At 44.9% G+C, this 15,567-nt stretch carries 20 protein-coding genes; 4 read left to right on the top strand and 16 right to left on the bottom strand.

The genetic code is table 11. From position 1 onward, the window contains the following. The 16 genes from ABDW33_RS26505 to ABDW33_RS26580 form a co-directional block, all read right to left on the bottom strand. Nucleotides 1–143 (bottom strand): ribosomal protein L16 (locus tag ABDW33_RS26505; protein ID WP_343693193.1); only part of this gene is annotated, 143 nt, incomplete at its 3' end. Nucleotides 144–183: 40 nt separating this feature from the next. Next, complete coding sequence (gene rpsC / locus ABDW33_RS26510; protein ID WP_343693129.1) at nucleotides 184–987, bottom strand: 30S ribosomal protein S3; 804 nt, start codon at nucleotides 985–987, stop codon at nucleotides 184–186. Nucleotides 988–1,030: 43 nt separating this feature from the next. After that, entirely contained in the window at nucleotides 1,031–1,387 is a 357-nt protein-coding gene (gene rplV, locus ABDW33_RS26515) for a 50S ribosomal protein L22 (protein WP_116851442.1), read from the bottom strand. A 92-nt stretch (nucleotides 1,388–1,479) separates the two neighbouring features. After that, a complete protein-coding gene (gene rpsS / locus ABDW33_RS26520; RefSeq protein ID WP_072360589.1) occupies nucleotides 1,480–1,746 on the bottom strand; it encodes a 30S ribosomal protein S19 in 267 nt (88 codons plus the stop codon). 79 nt (nucleotides 1,747–1,825) lie between these two features. Then, a complete protein-coding gene (gene rplB, locus ABDW33_RS26525) occupies nucleotides 1,826–2,656 on the bottom strand; it encodes a 50S ribosomal protein L2 (RefSeq protein WP_343693130.1) in 831 nt (276 codons plus the stop codon). Nucleotides 2,657–2,743: 87 nt separating this feature from the next. Beyond that, complete coding sequence (rplW, locus tag ABDW33_RS26530) at nucleotides 2,744–3,043, bottom strand: 50S ribosomal protein L23 (RefSeq protein ID WP_116851440.1); 300 nt, start codon at nucleotides 3,041–3,043, stop codon at nucleotides 2,744–2,746. A 57-nt stretch (nucleotides 3,044–3,100) separates the two neighbouring features. Beyond that, nucleotides 3,101–3,739 carry a 50S ribosomal protein L4 gene (gene rplD, locus ABDW33_RS26535; RefSeq protein ID WP_343693131.1) on the bottom strand — a complete coding sequence of 213 codons (639 nt, stop codon included), beginning with the start codon at nucleotides 3,737–3,739 and terminating at the stop codon, nucleotides 3,101–3,103. Between the two features lies 1 nt (nucleotide 3,740). Next, nucleotides 3,741–4,358 carry a 50S ribosomal protein L3 gene (rplC, locus tag ABDW33_RS26540; RefSeq protein WP_343693132.1) on the bottom strand — a complete coding sequence of 206 codons (618 nt, stop codon included), beginning with the start codon at nucleotides 4,356–4,358 and terminating at the stop codon, nucleotides 3,741–3,743. 245 nt (nucleotides 4,359–4,603) lie between these two features. Further along, complete coding sequence (gene rpsJ / locus ABDW33_RS26545) at nucleotides 4,604–4,909, bottom strand: 30S ribosomal protein S10 (RefSeq protein ID WP_012789286.1); 306 nt, start codon at nucleotides 4,907–4,909, stop codon at nucleotides 4,604–4,606. A 1,399-nt stretch (nucleotides 4,910–6,308) separates the two neighbouring features. Further along, the gene (locus ABDW33_RS26550) at nucleotides 6,309–6,917 is read right to left on the bottom strand and encodes a hypothetical protein (protein WP_343693133.1); all 609 of its coding nucleotides are present in this window, start codon (nucleotides 6,915–6,917) and stop codon (nucleotides 6,309–6,311) included. 286 nt (nucleotides 6,918–7,203) lie between these two features. Further along, on the bottom strand, nucleotides 7,204–7,839 hold the full coding sequence (locus ABDW33_RS26555) for a polysaccharide deacetylase family protein (protein WP_343693134.1): 636 nt from the start codon (nucleotides 7,837–7,839) through the stop codon (nucleotides 7,204–7,206). A gap of 219 nt (nucleotides 7,840–8,058) precedes the next feature. Then, nucleotides 8,059–10,203 carry an elongation factor G gene (gene fusA, locus ABDW33_RS26560; RefSeq protein WP_343693135.1) on the bottom strand — a complete coding sequence of 715 codons (2,145 nt, stop codon included), beginning with the start codon at nucleotides 10,201–10,203 and terminating at the stop codon, nucleotides 8,059–8,061. 241 nt (nucleotides 10,204–10,444) lie between these two features. Then, complete coding sequence (gene rpsG, locus ABDW33_RS26565) at nucleotides 10,445–10,912, bottom strand: 30S ribosomal protein S7 (protein WP_146966821.1); 468 nt, start codon at nucleotides 10,910–10,912, stop codon at nucleotides 10,445–10,447. Nucleotides 10,913–10,944: 32 nt separating this feature from the next. Then, complete coding sequence (gene rpsL, locus ABDW33_RS26570; RefSeq protein WP_012789278.1) at nucleotides 10,945–11,325, bottom strand: 30S ribosomal protein S12; 381 nt, start codon at nucleotides 11,323–11,325, stop codon at nucleotides 10,945–10,947. Nucleotides 11,326–11,458: 133 nt separating this feature from the next. Then, nucleotides 11,459–11,749, bottom strand: coding sequence for a hypothetical protein (locus tag ABDW33_RS26575; protein ID WP_343693136.1), 291 nt, complete (start codon nucleotides 11,747–11,749; stop codon nucleotides 11,459–11,461). A 330-nt stretch (nucleotides 11,750–12,079) separates the two neighbouring features. Next, the gene (locus tag ABDW33_RS26580; RefSeq protein ID WP_343693137.1) at nucleotides 12,080–13,198 is read right to left on the bottom strand and encodes a branched-chain amino acid aminotransferase; all 1,119 of its coding nucleotides are present in this window, start codon (nucleotides 13,196–13,198) and stop codon (nucleotides 12,080–12,082) included. A gap of 169 nt (nucleotides 13,199–13,367) precedes the next feature. On the opposite strand from ABDW33_RS26580, the gene ABDW33_RS26585 reads away from it, so the two are divergent. Genes ABDW33_RS26585 through ABDW33_RS26600 form a run of 4 tightly spaced genes read left to right on the top strand, consistent with a single transcriptional unit; the run spans nucleotide 13,368 to nucleotide 15,502 of the window. After that, nucleotides 13,368–13,865, top strand: a complete 498-nt coding sequence (locus ABDW33_RS26585) for a hypothetical protein (protein ID WP_343693138.1) — start codon at nucleotides 13,368–13,370, stop codon at nucleotides 13,863–13,865. A 17-nt stretch (nucleotides 13,866–13,882) separates the two neighbouring features. Continuing rightward, nucleotides 13,883–14,458, top strand: a complete 576-nt coding sequence (rdgB, locus tag ABDW33_RS26590) for an RdgB/HAM1 family non-canonical purine NTP pyrophosphatase (RefSeq protein WP_343693139.1) — start codon at nucleotides 13,883–13,885, stop codon at nucleotides 14,456–14,458. Nucleotides 14,459–14,470: 12 nt separating this feature from the next. Next, entirely contained in the window at nucleotides 14,471–14,911 is a 441-nt protein-coding gene (locus tag ABDW33_RS26595) for a thioesterase family protein (protein WP_343693140.1), read from the top strand. Between the two features lie 9 nt (nucleotides 14,912–14,920). Beyond that, nucleotides 14,921–15,502, top strand: coding sequence for a nitroreductase (locus tag ABDW33_RS26600; protein WP_343693141.1), 582 nt, complete (start codon nucleotides 14,921–14,923; stop codon nucleotides 15,500–15,502). Nucleotides 15,503–15,567 lie beyond the last annotated feature (65 nt).

Raw genomic sequence — 15,567 nt, forward strand, 5'->3', positions numbered from 1 at the left:
TCGAACTGACTGACTGTGATCCACTTAGGTTCTAATGCTTTCAAGCCGAAACTACCAAAGGAGATTTCCGCACCACGTTTTGCGTTACCCTTGATGCGGCCTTTATGCATCTTCCTGTGTTTCGTTCTCTTGGGCTGTAACATCTTAAATTATGTTAAATGTTAATGTTAATTGTTAAAAAGATTATCTACGGCCACCACCACGGTTATCTCCACCTCTTCTTTCGCCGCCGCGGTTATCGCCGCCTCTTCTGTCGCCACCTCTTCTTTCACCACCACCGCGATGACCATGACCTTCACCACCTGTGCGGCCTTCGCCATCCTTACCGGAGATAGCATTCGGATTCAGATCGCGCTCACCCAGTACTTCACCTTTACAGATCCATACTTTGATACCGATCTTACCATATACTGTCTGTGCGAACAGAGAAGAGTAGTCGATATCCATACGGAAGGTGTGCAAAGGTACACGACCCTGCTTCATTTCTTCTGAACGTGCGATTTCAGCACCACCCAGACGACCACCAACTTTAATCTTGATACCTTCAGCTCCCATTCTCATTGCAGTAGCAATCGCCATCTTGATCGCACGTTTGTAGTTGATACGGCTTTCAATCTGCTTAGCGATAGTTTCAGCTACGATATTGGCATCTATTTCAGGACGACGGATCTCCAGAATGTTGATCTGAACGTCTTCTTTAGAAGTCAGTTTCTTAATTTCTTCTTTGATGCGGTCTACCTCTCCACCACCTTTACCTATGATGATACCAGGTTTAGATGTATGGATGGTGATGATCAGTTTACCTAAAGTTCTCTCGATCACTACCCTGGAAATGCCACCTTTATTGATACGGGCATTCAGGTAAGTTCTGATCTTGTTATCTTCGATCAGTTTGGTAGCAAAGTCTTTCTTGCCGCCATACCAATTAGAGTCCCAACCTCTGATGATACCTAACCTGTTACCAATAGGATTTGTTTTCTGACCCATGTTCTGGTTTATTTGTCTATTAGATAAATAGTTTAAGTTTCAATTATTTCGCTTCCGCTACTTTGCTGTCTACTGCAATGGTTACGTGGTTGCTTCTTTTACGAACACGGTAACCTCTACCCTGCGGAGCTGGACGCATTCTTTTCAGGATACGACCGCCATCAACGAAGATGGTTTTAACGATCAGATTCGCATCTTCAACGCGTACACCTTCATTCTTCACTTTCCAGTTAGCAACAGCTGATAACAGCAGTTTTTCCAGAGGTACACTTGGGTGCTTAGGATGGAACTTTAAAACATTCAGCGCTTTCTCAACTTCCATACCACGGATCAGGTCTGCGAGCAGACGCATTTTGCGGGTAGATGTTGGATTATTATTAAGCTTAGCTACTGCTTCCATTGTTATTATAAATTTGAGTGTTTGAGGTCCGAAGTCCGGGGTTCGAGGTGTTTCACGCAGCAAACCTCGAGCTTAAAACTTCAAACGAATGACTACATTTTCTTGTTAGCGTGTCCTTTAAAGTTGCGGGTTGGTGCAAATTCACCCAGTTTATGACCTACCATAAACTCAGTAACGTATACCGGAATGAACTTGTTACCATTGTGTACCGCAAATGTATGGCCCACAAAATCAGGTGTGATGGTAGAACGACGGCTCCAGGTCTTGATTACAGTACGCTTGGTGCCTTCATTCATTTTATCTACTTTCTTTCCTAATTTCTGGTCAACGTAAGGACCTTTTCTAATGGAACGACCCATGTCTTTTTATTTTTATTCTACTTTAACCGTTCCGCTCCTGGCTATCCGCCCGAAGCGGAACTGGTAAAAGCTTTATGAATTATAATTTTTTGCCGTTTTTCCTGCTGATGATCAGTTTATCGGAGCTCTTCAGCTTACGAGTCTTCAGACCTTTCGCATATTTACCTGTTCTGGATCTTGGGTGACCTCCGGAAGATCTACCTTCACCACCACCCATTGGGTGATCTACAGGGTTCATGGCCACACCACGGTTACGTGGCTTAATACCTCTCCAACGGTTAGCACCCGCTTTACCAATTGATTGCAGGGCGTGGTCAGAGTTAGAAACGGTACCTACAGTAGCAGCACAAGTGATCAACACTTTACGCAGCTCACCAGAAGGCATTTTCAATACGGCATATTTTTCTTCCTTGTTGCTCAGCTGTGCATAAGTACCCGCACTTCTAGCGATCGCACCACCTTTACCAGGCTGCAGTTCGATATTGTGGATAACGGTACCCAGTGGCATATTCTTCAGCGGCAGCGCGTTACCTACTTCAGGAGCAGCATCAGGACCGCTTACTACGGTAGCCCCAACCTGTAAACCCTGAGGAGCCAGGATGTAACGTTTTTCACCATCTGCATAGCTCAGCAGTGCGATGAATGCACTACGGTTTGGATCGTACTCGATCGTCTTAACTGTAGCAGGAATTGTATGCTTGTCGCGTTTGAAGTCTATGATACGGTAATGTTGCTTGTGTCCACCACCGATGTAGCGCATAGATCTTCTACCCTGTACGTTTCTACCGCCGGTTTTGGACTTAGCCTCCAGCAGGCTCTTCTCAGGAGTATCCGTGGTCAGCTCAGCGAACGCGTTGCCAATTTTCCAACGGGTACCGGCTGTCATCGGTTTAAATTTCTTCAGTGCCATGATCTAGTAATTGTTTAACTAGTTGCTTTATTTATAAATGTGATCTGCATATACATCCATCATGCTGCGTTGCCGCAGCTATGAGCACTATATGTTAGCATACAGATCTATAGATTCTCCTGCAGCCAGGGTTACAATTGCTTTCTTGTAAGAAGGCTTCTTACCAGCAATGAAACCAGCTTTGGTAAAGCGGAATTTGCTTTTACCAGGCATAACGGCAGTGTTCACTTCTGCTACTGCAACGCCATAGAACTCTTCAACTGCTTTCTTGATTTCCAGTTTGTTGGATTTCTTGTCTACGATGAAGTAGTAACGGTTGAATTTATCAGTGGCTTTGTTCACTTTTTCACTTACTACCGGTCTGATTAAAACGTCTGAAAGTTTCATCTTTTATCGCTTTGAGTGGCAGGCTGACCTGCCAGCTGTGTGATTTAAATTTGACAATTAAGCTTCTACCGGCTCTTCAGTGAAGATTTTAGCAGCACTCTCAGTAATGATCAGTGTATTGCTGTTCATGATATCATAAGTGTTGATATCGCTCAGCATTACGCTATCTACTGTAGGAATGTTACGCAGAGACAGGTATACATTATCATTGTATTCTGGCAGAACAACCAAAGTCTTACGGCCATTTACATTTACGTTCAGTTTCTCGAGGATACCCGCAAACTGTGCAGTTTTAGGTGTAGCCAGGTTCAGATCTTCCAGAACGATGATGCTGTTTTCTTTCGCTTTTACAGACAGTGCAGAAATCTTAGCGAGATCTTTTACTTTTCTGTTCAGCTTAATGTCATATTTGTGTGGTTTTGGACCGAAGATGGTACCACCACCTTTATACAGTGGGTTACGGATGTTACCTTTACGGGAACCACCAGTACCTTTTTGTTTGTGCAGTTTACGGGAAGCACCTTTCACTTCAGCACGGGTCTTTACCTTGTGGGTACCCTGACGCTGAGCAGCAAGGTATTGTTTAACAGCCAGGTAGATCACGTGGTTGTTAGGCTCCACTCCGAAAATCTCTTCAGGAAGCTCAATTGTTCTTCCGGTTTTCTTACCTTCTATATTTAAAATATCAAGTTGCATATTACTTCTGGATTAAAACGATTGAACCAATGTGGCCGGGAACGGAACCACTTACCAGGATATAATTTTTCTCAGCGAAAATTTTAACGATTTTCAGGCCTTTAACTTTCACCTGCTCGTTACCAGTCTGACCAGCCATACGCATACCCTTGAACACGCGGGAAGGATAAGAAGATCCACCTACGGAACCTGGAGCTCTGCTTCTGTCGTGCTGACCGTGTGTAGCTTCACCCACACCGCTGAATCCATGGCGTTTAACAACACCCTGGAAGCCTTTACCTTTGGAGGTACCGACTACATCAATTATTTCTCCTTCTGCAAATATTTCGGTGGTAATGGTTTCACCAAGAGCTTTTTGTACATCCGGGTTGCGGAACTCTTTTACAAATCGTTTAGGGGAGGTGCTTGCTTTCGCGAAGTGATTGATTTGTGCTTTGGTAGCGTTCTTTTCTTTTTTCTCGCCAAATGCTACCTGAATAGCGTTGTAACCGTCAGTTTCCTGAGTCTTAACCTGCGTTACTACGCATGGACCGGCTTCGATGATGGTCACAGCAGTCTGCTTACCATTCGGTTCGAAGATGCTGGTCATGCCGATCTTTTTGCCAATAATACCTTTCATGTTGTTATATATTATACCCAGCGCCTGGGGGTGGATCTAGCTATCCCCAGGATAGGCGGTTTAAATGCTTTATTGGGCGGCCACCCAGAAGGCGTGACCTATATTTTTTATGTTGTGGCGTTTACATCTGACAAACGGAGAGTACTTTCCCCTGTGAGATCCTGTTATAAGACCCCACTGCCAGCAAAACTGCAGTCATAAGATTAAATCAAACCAGGCAGGCCTTTTGCCCACCTGCTGATGTCCTACGCTTTGATTTCTACTTCCACACCGGAAGGCAGATCTAACTTACTCAACGCGTCTACAGTCCTTGAAGAAGAAGTGTAGATATCCAGTAAGCGCTTGTGTGTGCACAACTGGAACTGCTCACGAGCTTTCTTGTTAACGTGTGGTGAACGCAGCACCGTAAAAATTTTCTTTTCAGTTGGTAAAGGAATTGGACCTGTTACCACGGCACCAGTGTTACGCACTGTTTTAACGATCTTCTCAGCAGATTTATCTACCAGATTATGATCGTAGGACTTCAGCTTGATTCTAATTCTCTGAGACATATGCAATGAACTTCTACTTTTTACCCTTACAATTTGGGAGGGCAAAGGTAATCAGTATTTTTGTATTCCCCAACAAAATCGGGGAAAAATAATGGGAAATTTTACTGAAATGTAGAACACCGGCGGATTTGAGGCAAATGTTAATTTGTGTAAAAGTATAGGAAAGGGCCGTAACCGGCTGTAATATAATTATTTACTGTGGAAAAATACTCCAGGCCCCCATGTAAACCACTTTTCCCCCCTTCCCTATATAAAAGCCAGCCAGTACCCCCTAAAAAAAACAAGCCGCCGGAAAACCGGCAGCAAGTCCTGTCTGGGAATGCAATAAGCAATATTTCCTAACCTGTCAGCTTCAGAGAGGTAACTTACCCAACAAACGCTGAATCAGACCAAGAACTAAAGCCAATACCTGGTTCAATAAATCCATAGATGTTTTTGAAGGCTTTTCATAAGGTTATGCCTACTCTGTTACTTGGTTTTCGGCAATCCCAAATGCCCCTCACACAGGGAACATTGAACTAAAATTAGCCGCAGCAAATCAATTAGTAATGGTTCATTTCATTCATTTTGAACGGTTTGTTCATTTCGTTCAGTGCTCCAAAACGGCCTATTCATTTTTTCCAGCCCCCTCTCCCGCCAACCCGCTTCAATCCCCTACCATCCCAGCTCACACTGATCAGATAGCCCGTTCATTATGAAAAAAAGCCTCCCCGGTTCTCACCAGGAAGGCAATAAGTTGGAAAATGTCTTTTGTTGCGTTGTACATTTTCCGCGGAATCAGTGGCGTAATTAATTACAGACCACCCAGCAGAGAATTCAACAATGCGATGATTGTTGCCAGTAATTGGTTCAGCAGATCCATGTTGATGGCTTTTCACTGGTTACGCCTACTCTGTTAATGGTTTTCGGCAATCCCATTTCCTAAAATTAATATGCAGTAATTATATTTCATTCGTTCATTTCATTCATTTTCAACCACTTCTACACATCCCGTTCAATCAATTCCCATTCAGTCAGCACCCAAAATGACAATCCCCACATATTCCCCCACATAAAAAAGGCCCCGGTTACTACCAGGACCTTTCAAACTTGTTAAATGCTTCAGGGAATTACAGGCTACCGAACAGTGTATACAAGAACCTGGTCAGCGCTGCGAGAATGGTTGCGGTCATGATCTTAGTTTTTCAGAGGGTAACGCCTACTCTATCTGTAACTGGTTTTCGGCAATCCCAGCAAACGCCCGTGGCGACGTCTTATTTCATAAAGATAATAGTCCCCCCTGTTAAATCAGTCATTCATTCCATTCATTATCAATTAGTTCATTCAAACCATTCAAAACTAAAAGGCCGCCTACAGACCCAAAAATCCGTAAGCAGCCCATTATAATAACTTATCGTGCTTAGTTCATATTACGCTTCTCCTCTCTATACAATTCTCTCGCCTTCGCACTTGGCAGGAAGATCTGGAAACCTACCCCCAGGTTCAACTGCTGTGCTGTTGTAGAGTTTCCCCCACCCACTATAATGTTGTACTTCAGCAGTGTTTCCAACGCTACATTTGGCGTAATGAAATAGGAGATACCAGGCCCTACACCCAGCTCTACACCATTTGTTGAAGCACCACTCGCAGGATTTGTACCACCAAAACCCGCATTCGCTTCTACAAAGAACCTTGCACGCCTGGAGAACTCCAGCTTCTGCACATTCTTATCTGTTGGATAATAACGTGCTAATGCACCAAGACCATAACTTACATCCGATCCAGCCCCCTTACTGGTGGCCAATCCGAAATTCACATAACCACCCACGGCCAGTCCGTCACTGATAAACCAGGCCGCCTTGGGATTGAGGTTAAAATTAAACTGGGTACTGCCCTTCTGAAAGTTCAGTCCAAGATCCGTAATGTCAGATCCAATCAAAATGTTTCCTTTCTGGGTTTGCGCAAATGCCGTGGTGCTAAAAAACAATACCGTCATCAGGGCCAGGGTTAATGCTTGGAGTTTGTTCATGTTCAGTTTTTTGAATTTTTATGATTAATACTTGCCATCGGAGCATCTGAACGATGCCCTATCGAACAAAAAAATACATGCAATCTGAAATGTGTCTCGCTTTGCTAATGAAACTTGAGCCAATAAGATAATAGGATAAATAAGCAGGAACCTTGGGGAACAATTAGGGTATACCAAATTCAGTGCCAGACATCAACAAGATAGTTGCGAATATACTGAAAATGAGTTAAATAAGTATAAAGAAAATGAGAGTAAACGGGGCATTAACTGCAATCGATCACAACTATTAGTCAGTAAGTTGTTCCTGCAGCCACTCAATATGAGGCATAAACTGACCTTTACGTTGAAGATATGCCAACACGCTGTCCAACCGTCCCTCCAATCTGGGGTTCAGCACACGCGATGTGGGGGACACGGCCAATTCACTACTATTAAAACGCAGGGAAATTACGTCCCGGCCACCGGTCAACAACCTGGTTATCCACAACGGACGGATCTTTTCTGCATATATTTCGTACAGCTCGTCCATTATTGTCATAGGACGAACCTGCTGACCACCCGCATGATATAAGTACCCTGCCACCTTCAGTGCCCTGTAATCAGGCGTTGTACCAGCCGGCATCCGGCAACCATATACACGGCTACCTGAAATCTGTTCAATAATGCTTTTCTCCATGCATCCATAAGCCCCTACTTCATGTACACGGGCCACCTGCCGTACGATCAAAGGGTACGCCTGCGCCCAGGTGGACGTCATAAAAAATGTAGCCCTCACCTGGTACCTGTCCAGTAATATCAATGTTTTCTCCAAACCCTCCCGGGCTTGCTGGAGCCCTTCTTCCAGGCCTGGCTGCTGACTAGTTCCTGCCTGCACATGCAGTTCTTCCAGATCGATACTGATCAATATCCGGGGCGTATTCATTCGGCTGTAAGTGAACTTTAGTATATATAGACAGTGTTGGTTGTATGCTACCCTGATAGCTCTGTAGTTAAAGACGGAATGTAGTGACCATTCCCCTATCGGGAAGCGTAAGCATAAAACGTGGTGCCGGTATAGATGTTACAAATCCTTATAAACAAAAAATCCCGTTCCGAGTGACCGGAACGGGACCATATTTCAATCAGATACTAATCATGATGATTATGCATTCACTTTACCTTTAGCTTTTGCCATTTCTTCTTCAGCAACAGCATTTGGAGCAGGTGAGTAGTGAGAGAACTCCATGATGGAAGTAGCACGACCAGAAGACAGGGAGCGCAGCTGAGTTACATATCCGAACATTTCTTTCAGAGGTACTTTCGCTTTAATTACCTGTACACCATTTCTCATTTCCATACCTTCCAGCATACCACGACGACGGTTCAGGTCACCTGTTACGTCACCCATGTATTGGTCTGGAGTCTGTACTTCTACTTTCATGATTGGTTCCAGCAGTACTGGTTTAGCTTTACGACCAGCTTCACGGAAAGCCTGTCTTGCAGCCAGTTCAAAGGATACTGCATCGGAGTCAACCTGGTGGAATGAACCATCGAACAGACGAACTCTCAGGTTATCCAGCGGGTAGCCAGCCAGTACACCCTGGTTCATAGCAGACTCGAAGCCTTTCTGTACCGGAGGAACGAATTCTTTAGGGATGGAACCACCGAAGATATCGTTGATGAACTGGAATGATTTTCCTTCATTCTCTTTCAGCCATTGCTCATCAGCAGGGCCGAGTTCGATCTGGATGTCTGCGAATTTACCGCGACCACCTGTTTGTTTCTTATAAACCTCACGGTGTTCAACCTTCAGGGTGAATGCTTCCTTGAAAGCAACCTGAGGTGCACCCTGGTTAACTTCTACCTTAAACTCGCGACGCATACGGTCAACGATGATTTCCAGGTGAAGCTCACCCATACCGCTCAATACGGTCTGGCCGGTTTCTTCATCAGTTTTAGCCTTCAGGGTAGGATCTTCTTCTACCAGCTTAGCGATAGCCAGACCCATTTTGTCCATATCCGCCTGAGTTTTAGGCTCGATAGCGATGTGGATAACTGGTTCAGGGAAGGTCATAGATTCCAGTACGATAGGATTTTTTTCATCGCACAGGGTATCACCTGTCTTGATATCTTTAAAACCAACAGCAGCTCCGATATCACCAGCTTCGATGAAGTCGATTGGGTTCTGCTTGTTAGCGTGCATCTGCATGATACGGCTGATACGCTCGTTCTTACCAGTACGGGTATTCAGTACATAAGAACCAGCATCCAGTTTACCGGAATAAGCCCGGAAGAATGCCAGACGACCTACGAAAGGATCGGTCATGATCTTGAACGCCAGTGCAGAGAATGGTTCCTTTACATCAGGCTTACGCTCGATTTCGTTACCATTGTCAGGATCTGTACCTTTAACCGCTTCGATATCTACTGGTGAAGGCAGGTAACGACATACGGCATCCAGCATTTTCTGTACACCTTTATTTTTGAAAGAAGAACCGCACAGCATTGGGATGATAGCAATATCGATCGTTGCTTTACGGATAGCTTCGTGAATTTCAGCTTCAGAGATAGTGTTTGGATCGTCGAAGAATTTCTCCATCAGCTTGTCATCGTATTCAGCAACTGCTTCTACGAGTTTCGCTCTCCATTCTTCTGCTTCGTCCTTCATGTCAGCAGGGATCTCGATCTCCTGGTAAGTAGCACCTTTACCTTCTTCATCCCAGATGATACCTTTCATGGTGATCAGGTCAACCACGCCTTTGAAAGTATCTTCAGCGCCGATAGGCAGCATCAAAGGAACCGGGTTAGCGCCCAGCATTTCCTTCACCTGTTTTACCACGTTCAGGAAGTCAGCACCGGCACGGTCCATTTTATTTACGAAACCAACACGTGGTACACGGTAACGGTTAGCCTGGCGCCAAACGGTTTCAGACTGTGGTTCAACGCCGGATACAGCGCAGAACAGTGCTACCAGACCATCCAATACGCGCAGGGAACGTTCTACCTCAACGGTGAAGTCCACGTGACCTGGAGTATCGATGATGTTGAATTTGTATTCTTTTGTATCTGGCTGGAGTTTACCCTGGGTAGTAGGGAATTTCCAGAAACAGGTAGTAGCAGCAGATGTGATGGTAATACCTCTTTCCTGCTCCTGCGCCATCCAGTCCATGGTGGCTGCACCTTCGTGCACTTCCCCTATCTTGTGGGATTTACCTGTATAGTACAGGATACGCTCTGTGGTAGTGGTTTTACCCGCATCAATGTGCGCCGCAATACCAAAGTTTCTCTGAAATCTTAAGTCTGCCATAATATTAAAATGACTGTATAATAATGCAATTTGGGGGGCAAAGGTAAATCATTTTTGCTAATAAATAAAACAGGCAACTTTGCCAAATTGTTATTTCAGCAGCAACTTACTTTTGGTCCCTTTGGTTACAAGGTTTAAAAAATTGGGTATATATGAGAAAAGGAAAAACATCCCCCAGTATAGCCCAGAGGATGTTTCCCTTATATCTTTATAAACCATCTACCGTAAAACGGCAGTAGATTTAGATCCTGAAGTGGGAGAATGCCTTGTTAGCTTCAGCCATACGGTGAGTATCTTCTTTCTTCTTGAAAGCAGCACCTTCACCTTTTGCAGCAGCTACGATTTCAGCAGCCAGCTTCTCAGCCATGCTCTTACCATTCCTTTCACCTGCATAACGGATCAACCATTTCATAGACAGGGAGATCTTTCTGTCAGGACGAACCTCAGAAGGGATCTGGAAGGTAGCACCACCAATACGACGGCTTCTAACTTCAACGGCAGGAGTTACGTTTGTGATCGCTTTCTTCCACACTTCGTAACCATTATCATTAGTGATAGTGCTCACTCTGTCGATCGCATCGTAAAATATCCTAAAGGCAATGCTCTTTTTGCCCTGCTCCATCACGTTGTTAACAAACCGGGTAACCTGTTTGTCGTTAAAGCGAGGATCCGGAGCCAAAGGCATCTTTTTCGCGGCTTGCTTTCTCATTTATTTGGAAAATTTCAAATAGTTATTATAAATTATTTCTTAGCCTTTTCCTTTTTGGTACCATACTTGGAACGGCTCTGCTTTCTGTCTTTCACACCAGCAGTATCAAGGCTACCACGAACGATGTGGTAACGCACACCTGGTAAATCTTTTACCCTACCACCACGGATCAGTACGATAGAGTGTTCCTGCAGGTTGTGTCCTTCACCAGGGATATAAGCGATTACCTCTACTTTATTGGTCAAACGCACCTTTGCAACCTTACGCAGTGCAGAGTTTGGCTTCTTAGGAGTGGTTGTGTACACACGTGTACAAACACCGCGACGCTGTGGACAGCTATCTAAAGCCCTGGACTTGGACTTAGCCCGGATAATTTCTCTTCCTTTTCTTACTAATTGTTGTATAGTAGGCATTCTACCTAGATTTTTTTTCTTGTCGGTTTACAATGACATCCAAATCACCCAGAATGGGAATTTGGGAGGGCAAAGGTAACACGCTCCTTGTTAATAACAAAATGTTTTGAACATTTTTTTGAGGAAATCCTTGTCAGATCCTGCTAAGTACTTCGACGATTTCGCTCCATTCCATGTCCAGTGTAGATTCTGGCATATTTCGACCCGCTCTGCTGTACCAATACCGGGCATTTCCCCGGTCACCTTCTTTCCTGTGGAGATAAGCATGTACCCAGGCTGCTGTATCATCTCCCATATGTTCGATGATGTCATGTGCCTTTTGCCAGTTACCCTTACCATCCCACCACAAAGCCTTCAAATAAGGAGAAATCCCCTCAGGAGGGGCGGCCTGATCCAACGACGAGATAAAAGATGCCATGGTCATAGGGCGCAAAAGTACAAAATTGACGCGTGATTTCATTGAAATAACTCCCGAAAAATATAGATAACCCGTACTCTTCCTGCTTATAAAAGGCAGATATCCCGCAGATATCCCGCCTTTATATAGATGCGGAATATAGGCGGCTTATAGGCGGGTTATCTGCGGGTTATCTGCGGAATATCTCAAAAGAAATACTATGGAAGCACCGAATAGCAGGTATTCAGGAAATAACACAAATAAAAAAGCCTGTATCCAGGATACAGGCTTCAGGTTATATAAAAGAGAAAGACCATCTACTCGCGCAGATGGCCTTCCAATTCAACACAACTAAGACTATTTTGAATAAGTTCCTACCTTGTAATTCCAGTGACGGGTATCTTCCGATTTTCCCGTACGGATCGCATCCAGTCTTTCCAGCAACTCATTTCCTACTTCATACTTTGTAGGATCCAGCCTGATCTGGTGCTCTTTGTAATCCAGTTCCTGTACATATGCCACACTGGCAGCCGTACCCGTACCAAATACCTCGCGCAGCGTACCGGCCTCATATGCCTTTACCAACTCCTCTATACTTACCGGCCTCTCCTCTACTGTCAAACCCATATCTTCCAATATAGACATCACAGCGGCGCGTGTTACCCCTGCGAGAATCGTGCCTTGATTCAAATCAGGCGTTATGGCAGTGTTACCTATTATAGCGAACACATTCATTGTTCCACACTCCTGTAAGTACTTGAATTCCAATCCATCTACCCACAATATCTGGTCATAGCCCTGCTTGCGCGCCTGCATGGTCGGGTACATCGCCCCACCATAGTTACCCGCTGCTTTAGCTGCACCAACACCACCAGGGAATGCACGAATATATTTATCCTGTACCAGTAATTTAATAGGTTTATTAAAATACGGACCGGATGGTGAGTTAATAATAACAAATTTATACGTATCTGATGGCCTTACGCCAATAAATTCATCAGCGGCAATCATAAAAGGACGCAAATAAAGAGAACAACCCTCATTTGTTGGTATCCAATCTCTGTCCAGATCGATCAAAAGCTCCATCCCACCTATGAAAAGCCACTCAGGCACTTCGGGCATCCCCATACGCTCTGCCGACTTGTTAAACCGCGCATAGTTGTCGTATGGACGGAAAATCATCGGGTTCCCCTCCTGGTCTTTATAAGCCTTGATGCCCTCAAATATTGCCTGCCCATAATGCCATGCCGCATTGGACGGACTCACTGAAAGCGGGCCGAAAGGCAGGATCTCTGCATCTTTCCACTCTTTTCCATCAAATTCTGCCACCAACATATGGTCTGCATACTGCTTACCGAAGGTAGGGCTATTGAGGTCTACTTCCCCAATCCTTGAATTTTTTATCCGGGTCACCTTAATTTTTTTTAAGGCGCCTTCTCCTACCTTGTTTTCTATTTGATAATCTACTCCCATCATAAAAAAGTGCTGTTAATTTGTTTTGGATGTATGATATGTTGGCGAAATCTAAAGCCGGAAATCGCTCATCTGAAAATGAATACACTTAAATTTGCGCAAGCCGTCAGATGCAAATAAAGCAAATTTTTCCCCAAAGGGGGCCATTACATTCAATTTAAACTATATATGCATGTCTTTTGATCAAGTACAGCTGGACCCCTATTTCCTGGCCAGGATCTTTACCCAGCCTATCATACCGGGGAAAAAGGCACCTGTTGCCACCACTCCTGCTGTCATTCCGGAGGTGAAATTTTTAGGTGAAAATCAAAAAAACATTGCACTGTTCATACAAAATGAGGGAGGCGCTTACTTAAACGAAGAATTATTCAACCTCCTCACCAATATTTTAAATGCCTGTAAACTAGGCATGCAGGATATAGCCCTGATAAATGTAGCTCATTATCCTGCCATGGCCTTTACATCCTGGCAATCAGCCATCTCTATGAAGCAGGCTGTACTTTTTGGCGTGCCGCCAACCGCCATGGGTATCGAGGATTTTCCTGCTTACCAGATGATCGCTGCCAGTGGCTGCCAGTTGTTGTATTCTGATGATTTACAGTTGATCGCACAGGATAAAATGCTGAAAGGAAGACTATGGAACAGCCTGAAACAACTGCTGGGCATTTAAATATGTAACTTGCATTCATGAAGCTAGTATTCGCTACCAACAACGAAAATAAAGTAAAGGAAATCCGCTCCATGCTGGGCGACGCGTTCGAGATCATCACCCTCCGGGAAGCAGGCATCGACATCGATATTCCGGAACCACACCCTACCCTCGAAGAGAATGCCCGGGAAAAATCGATGACCATCCATAACATGACCCATCAAAACTGCTTCGCTGAAGATACAGGACTGGAAATTCATGCACTGAACGGCGAACCCGGTGTACGCTCCGCCCGATATGCCGGTGAGCAGAAATCCCCGGAAGATAATATTGATAAAGTCCTCTCTGAACTGAATGGCAATACTCATCGCCAGGCACAATTCAGAACTGTGATCTCCCTCATTCTCGATGACAAGGAGTACCAGTTCGAAGGCATCTGCCCAGGTACCATTCTCACCGAACGTAGAGGTGGCAAAGGCTTCGGCTACGATCCCATCTTCGTACCCGATGATGCCGATGTCTCCTTTGCCGAAATGGACATGGCCGGCAAAAATAAGTTTAGCCACAGAGCCAAAGCTTTCCAACAACTAATTGCCTTCCTGAAGGCTCACTGATAATTTAAATAAATGGCCAGAGTAAAAATTGACCTTCCCGAACAACTGGATTTTCACACCCAACTCCCTGTCAGGATTGGGGATATCAACTATGGTGGACATGTAGGTAACGACGCCATTCTCTCTATCATTCACGAAGCACGCCTTCGCTTTCTTGCCAGTTTCGGGTATGGCGAACTGGATAAAGATGGCCAGGCTGGCCTTATCATGGCCGATGCCGCCCTCGTATATAAAGGCGAAGGCTTCCACGGCGATATCTTTGACATCGCTGTAGGTGCCGGCGACTTTACCCCGTTTGGCTTTGACCTGTATTACCGCATCACCACTATCCGTGAGGATAAAACCATCCTGATCGCAGAGGCAAAATCCGGTATGATTTACTTTGATTATAATACCAGGAAAGTAGCCCGCCTGCCCGAAGCATGGAAACAAACTCTTTCACCTGTTAAATAAATATCGCGCATGGACTTTGAGCAATTGAAGAGCATTATCACCAACCGTAGGAATATCAAACCGTTCGCTATGAACGGCAAACAGATTCCGGACGAACAAATTCAGGCCCTCCTTGAACTGGCCGACTGGGCCCCCACACATGGCTACACTGAACCCTGGTATTTTCCAGTGTTTGGCGGCGAAGCCGTTAAACGCTTTTGTGCGGATCATGCCGAGCTTTACAAAGCCAATACTACCCCTGAGAAATTCATTCCGGGCAACTACGAAAAACTGAAAACGCAAGGCGACCTGGCCTCTCATATCATCGTACTCTGTATGAAAAGAGGCAACAAACCAGCGATCCCTGAAATTGAAGAGATTGCTGCGGTATCCTGTGCGGTACAAAACCTTTGGCTAGGCGCTACCGCCCTGGGACTAGCCGGCTACTGGGGTTCCGGTGGTATGACCTTCTCTCCTGCCATGAAAGCATACCTTTCCCTGGGAGAGGAAGATAAGGTACTGGGCATTTTCTACCTGGGTTATACTGATGAACCCCTGCCTGAAGGCAGACGCTTAAAGCCACTGGCAGAGAAGATCAAATGGGAGAAATAATCTTCCTGCTGCTGCTCATGGCAATAACAGAAATTAAAGAGATTGGCATGCACCAGTCTAAATAA

Origin of the sequence: Chitinophaga sp., assembly GCF_039596155.1 — a bacterium.
Taxonomy (GTDB): domain Bacteria; phylum Bacteroidota; class Bacteroidia; order Chitinophagales; family Chitinophagaceae; genus Chitinophaga.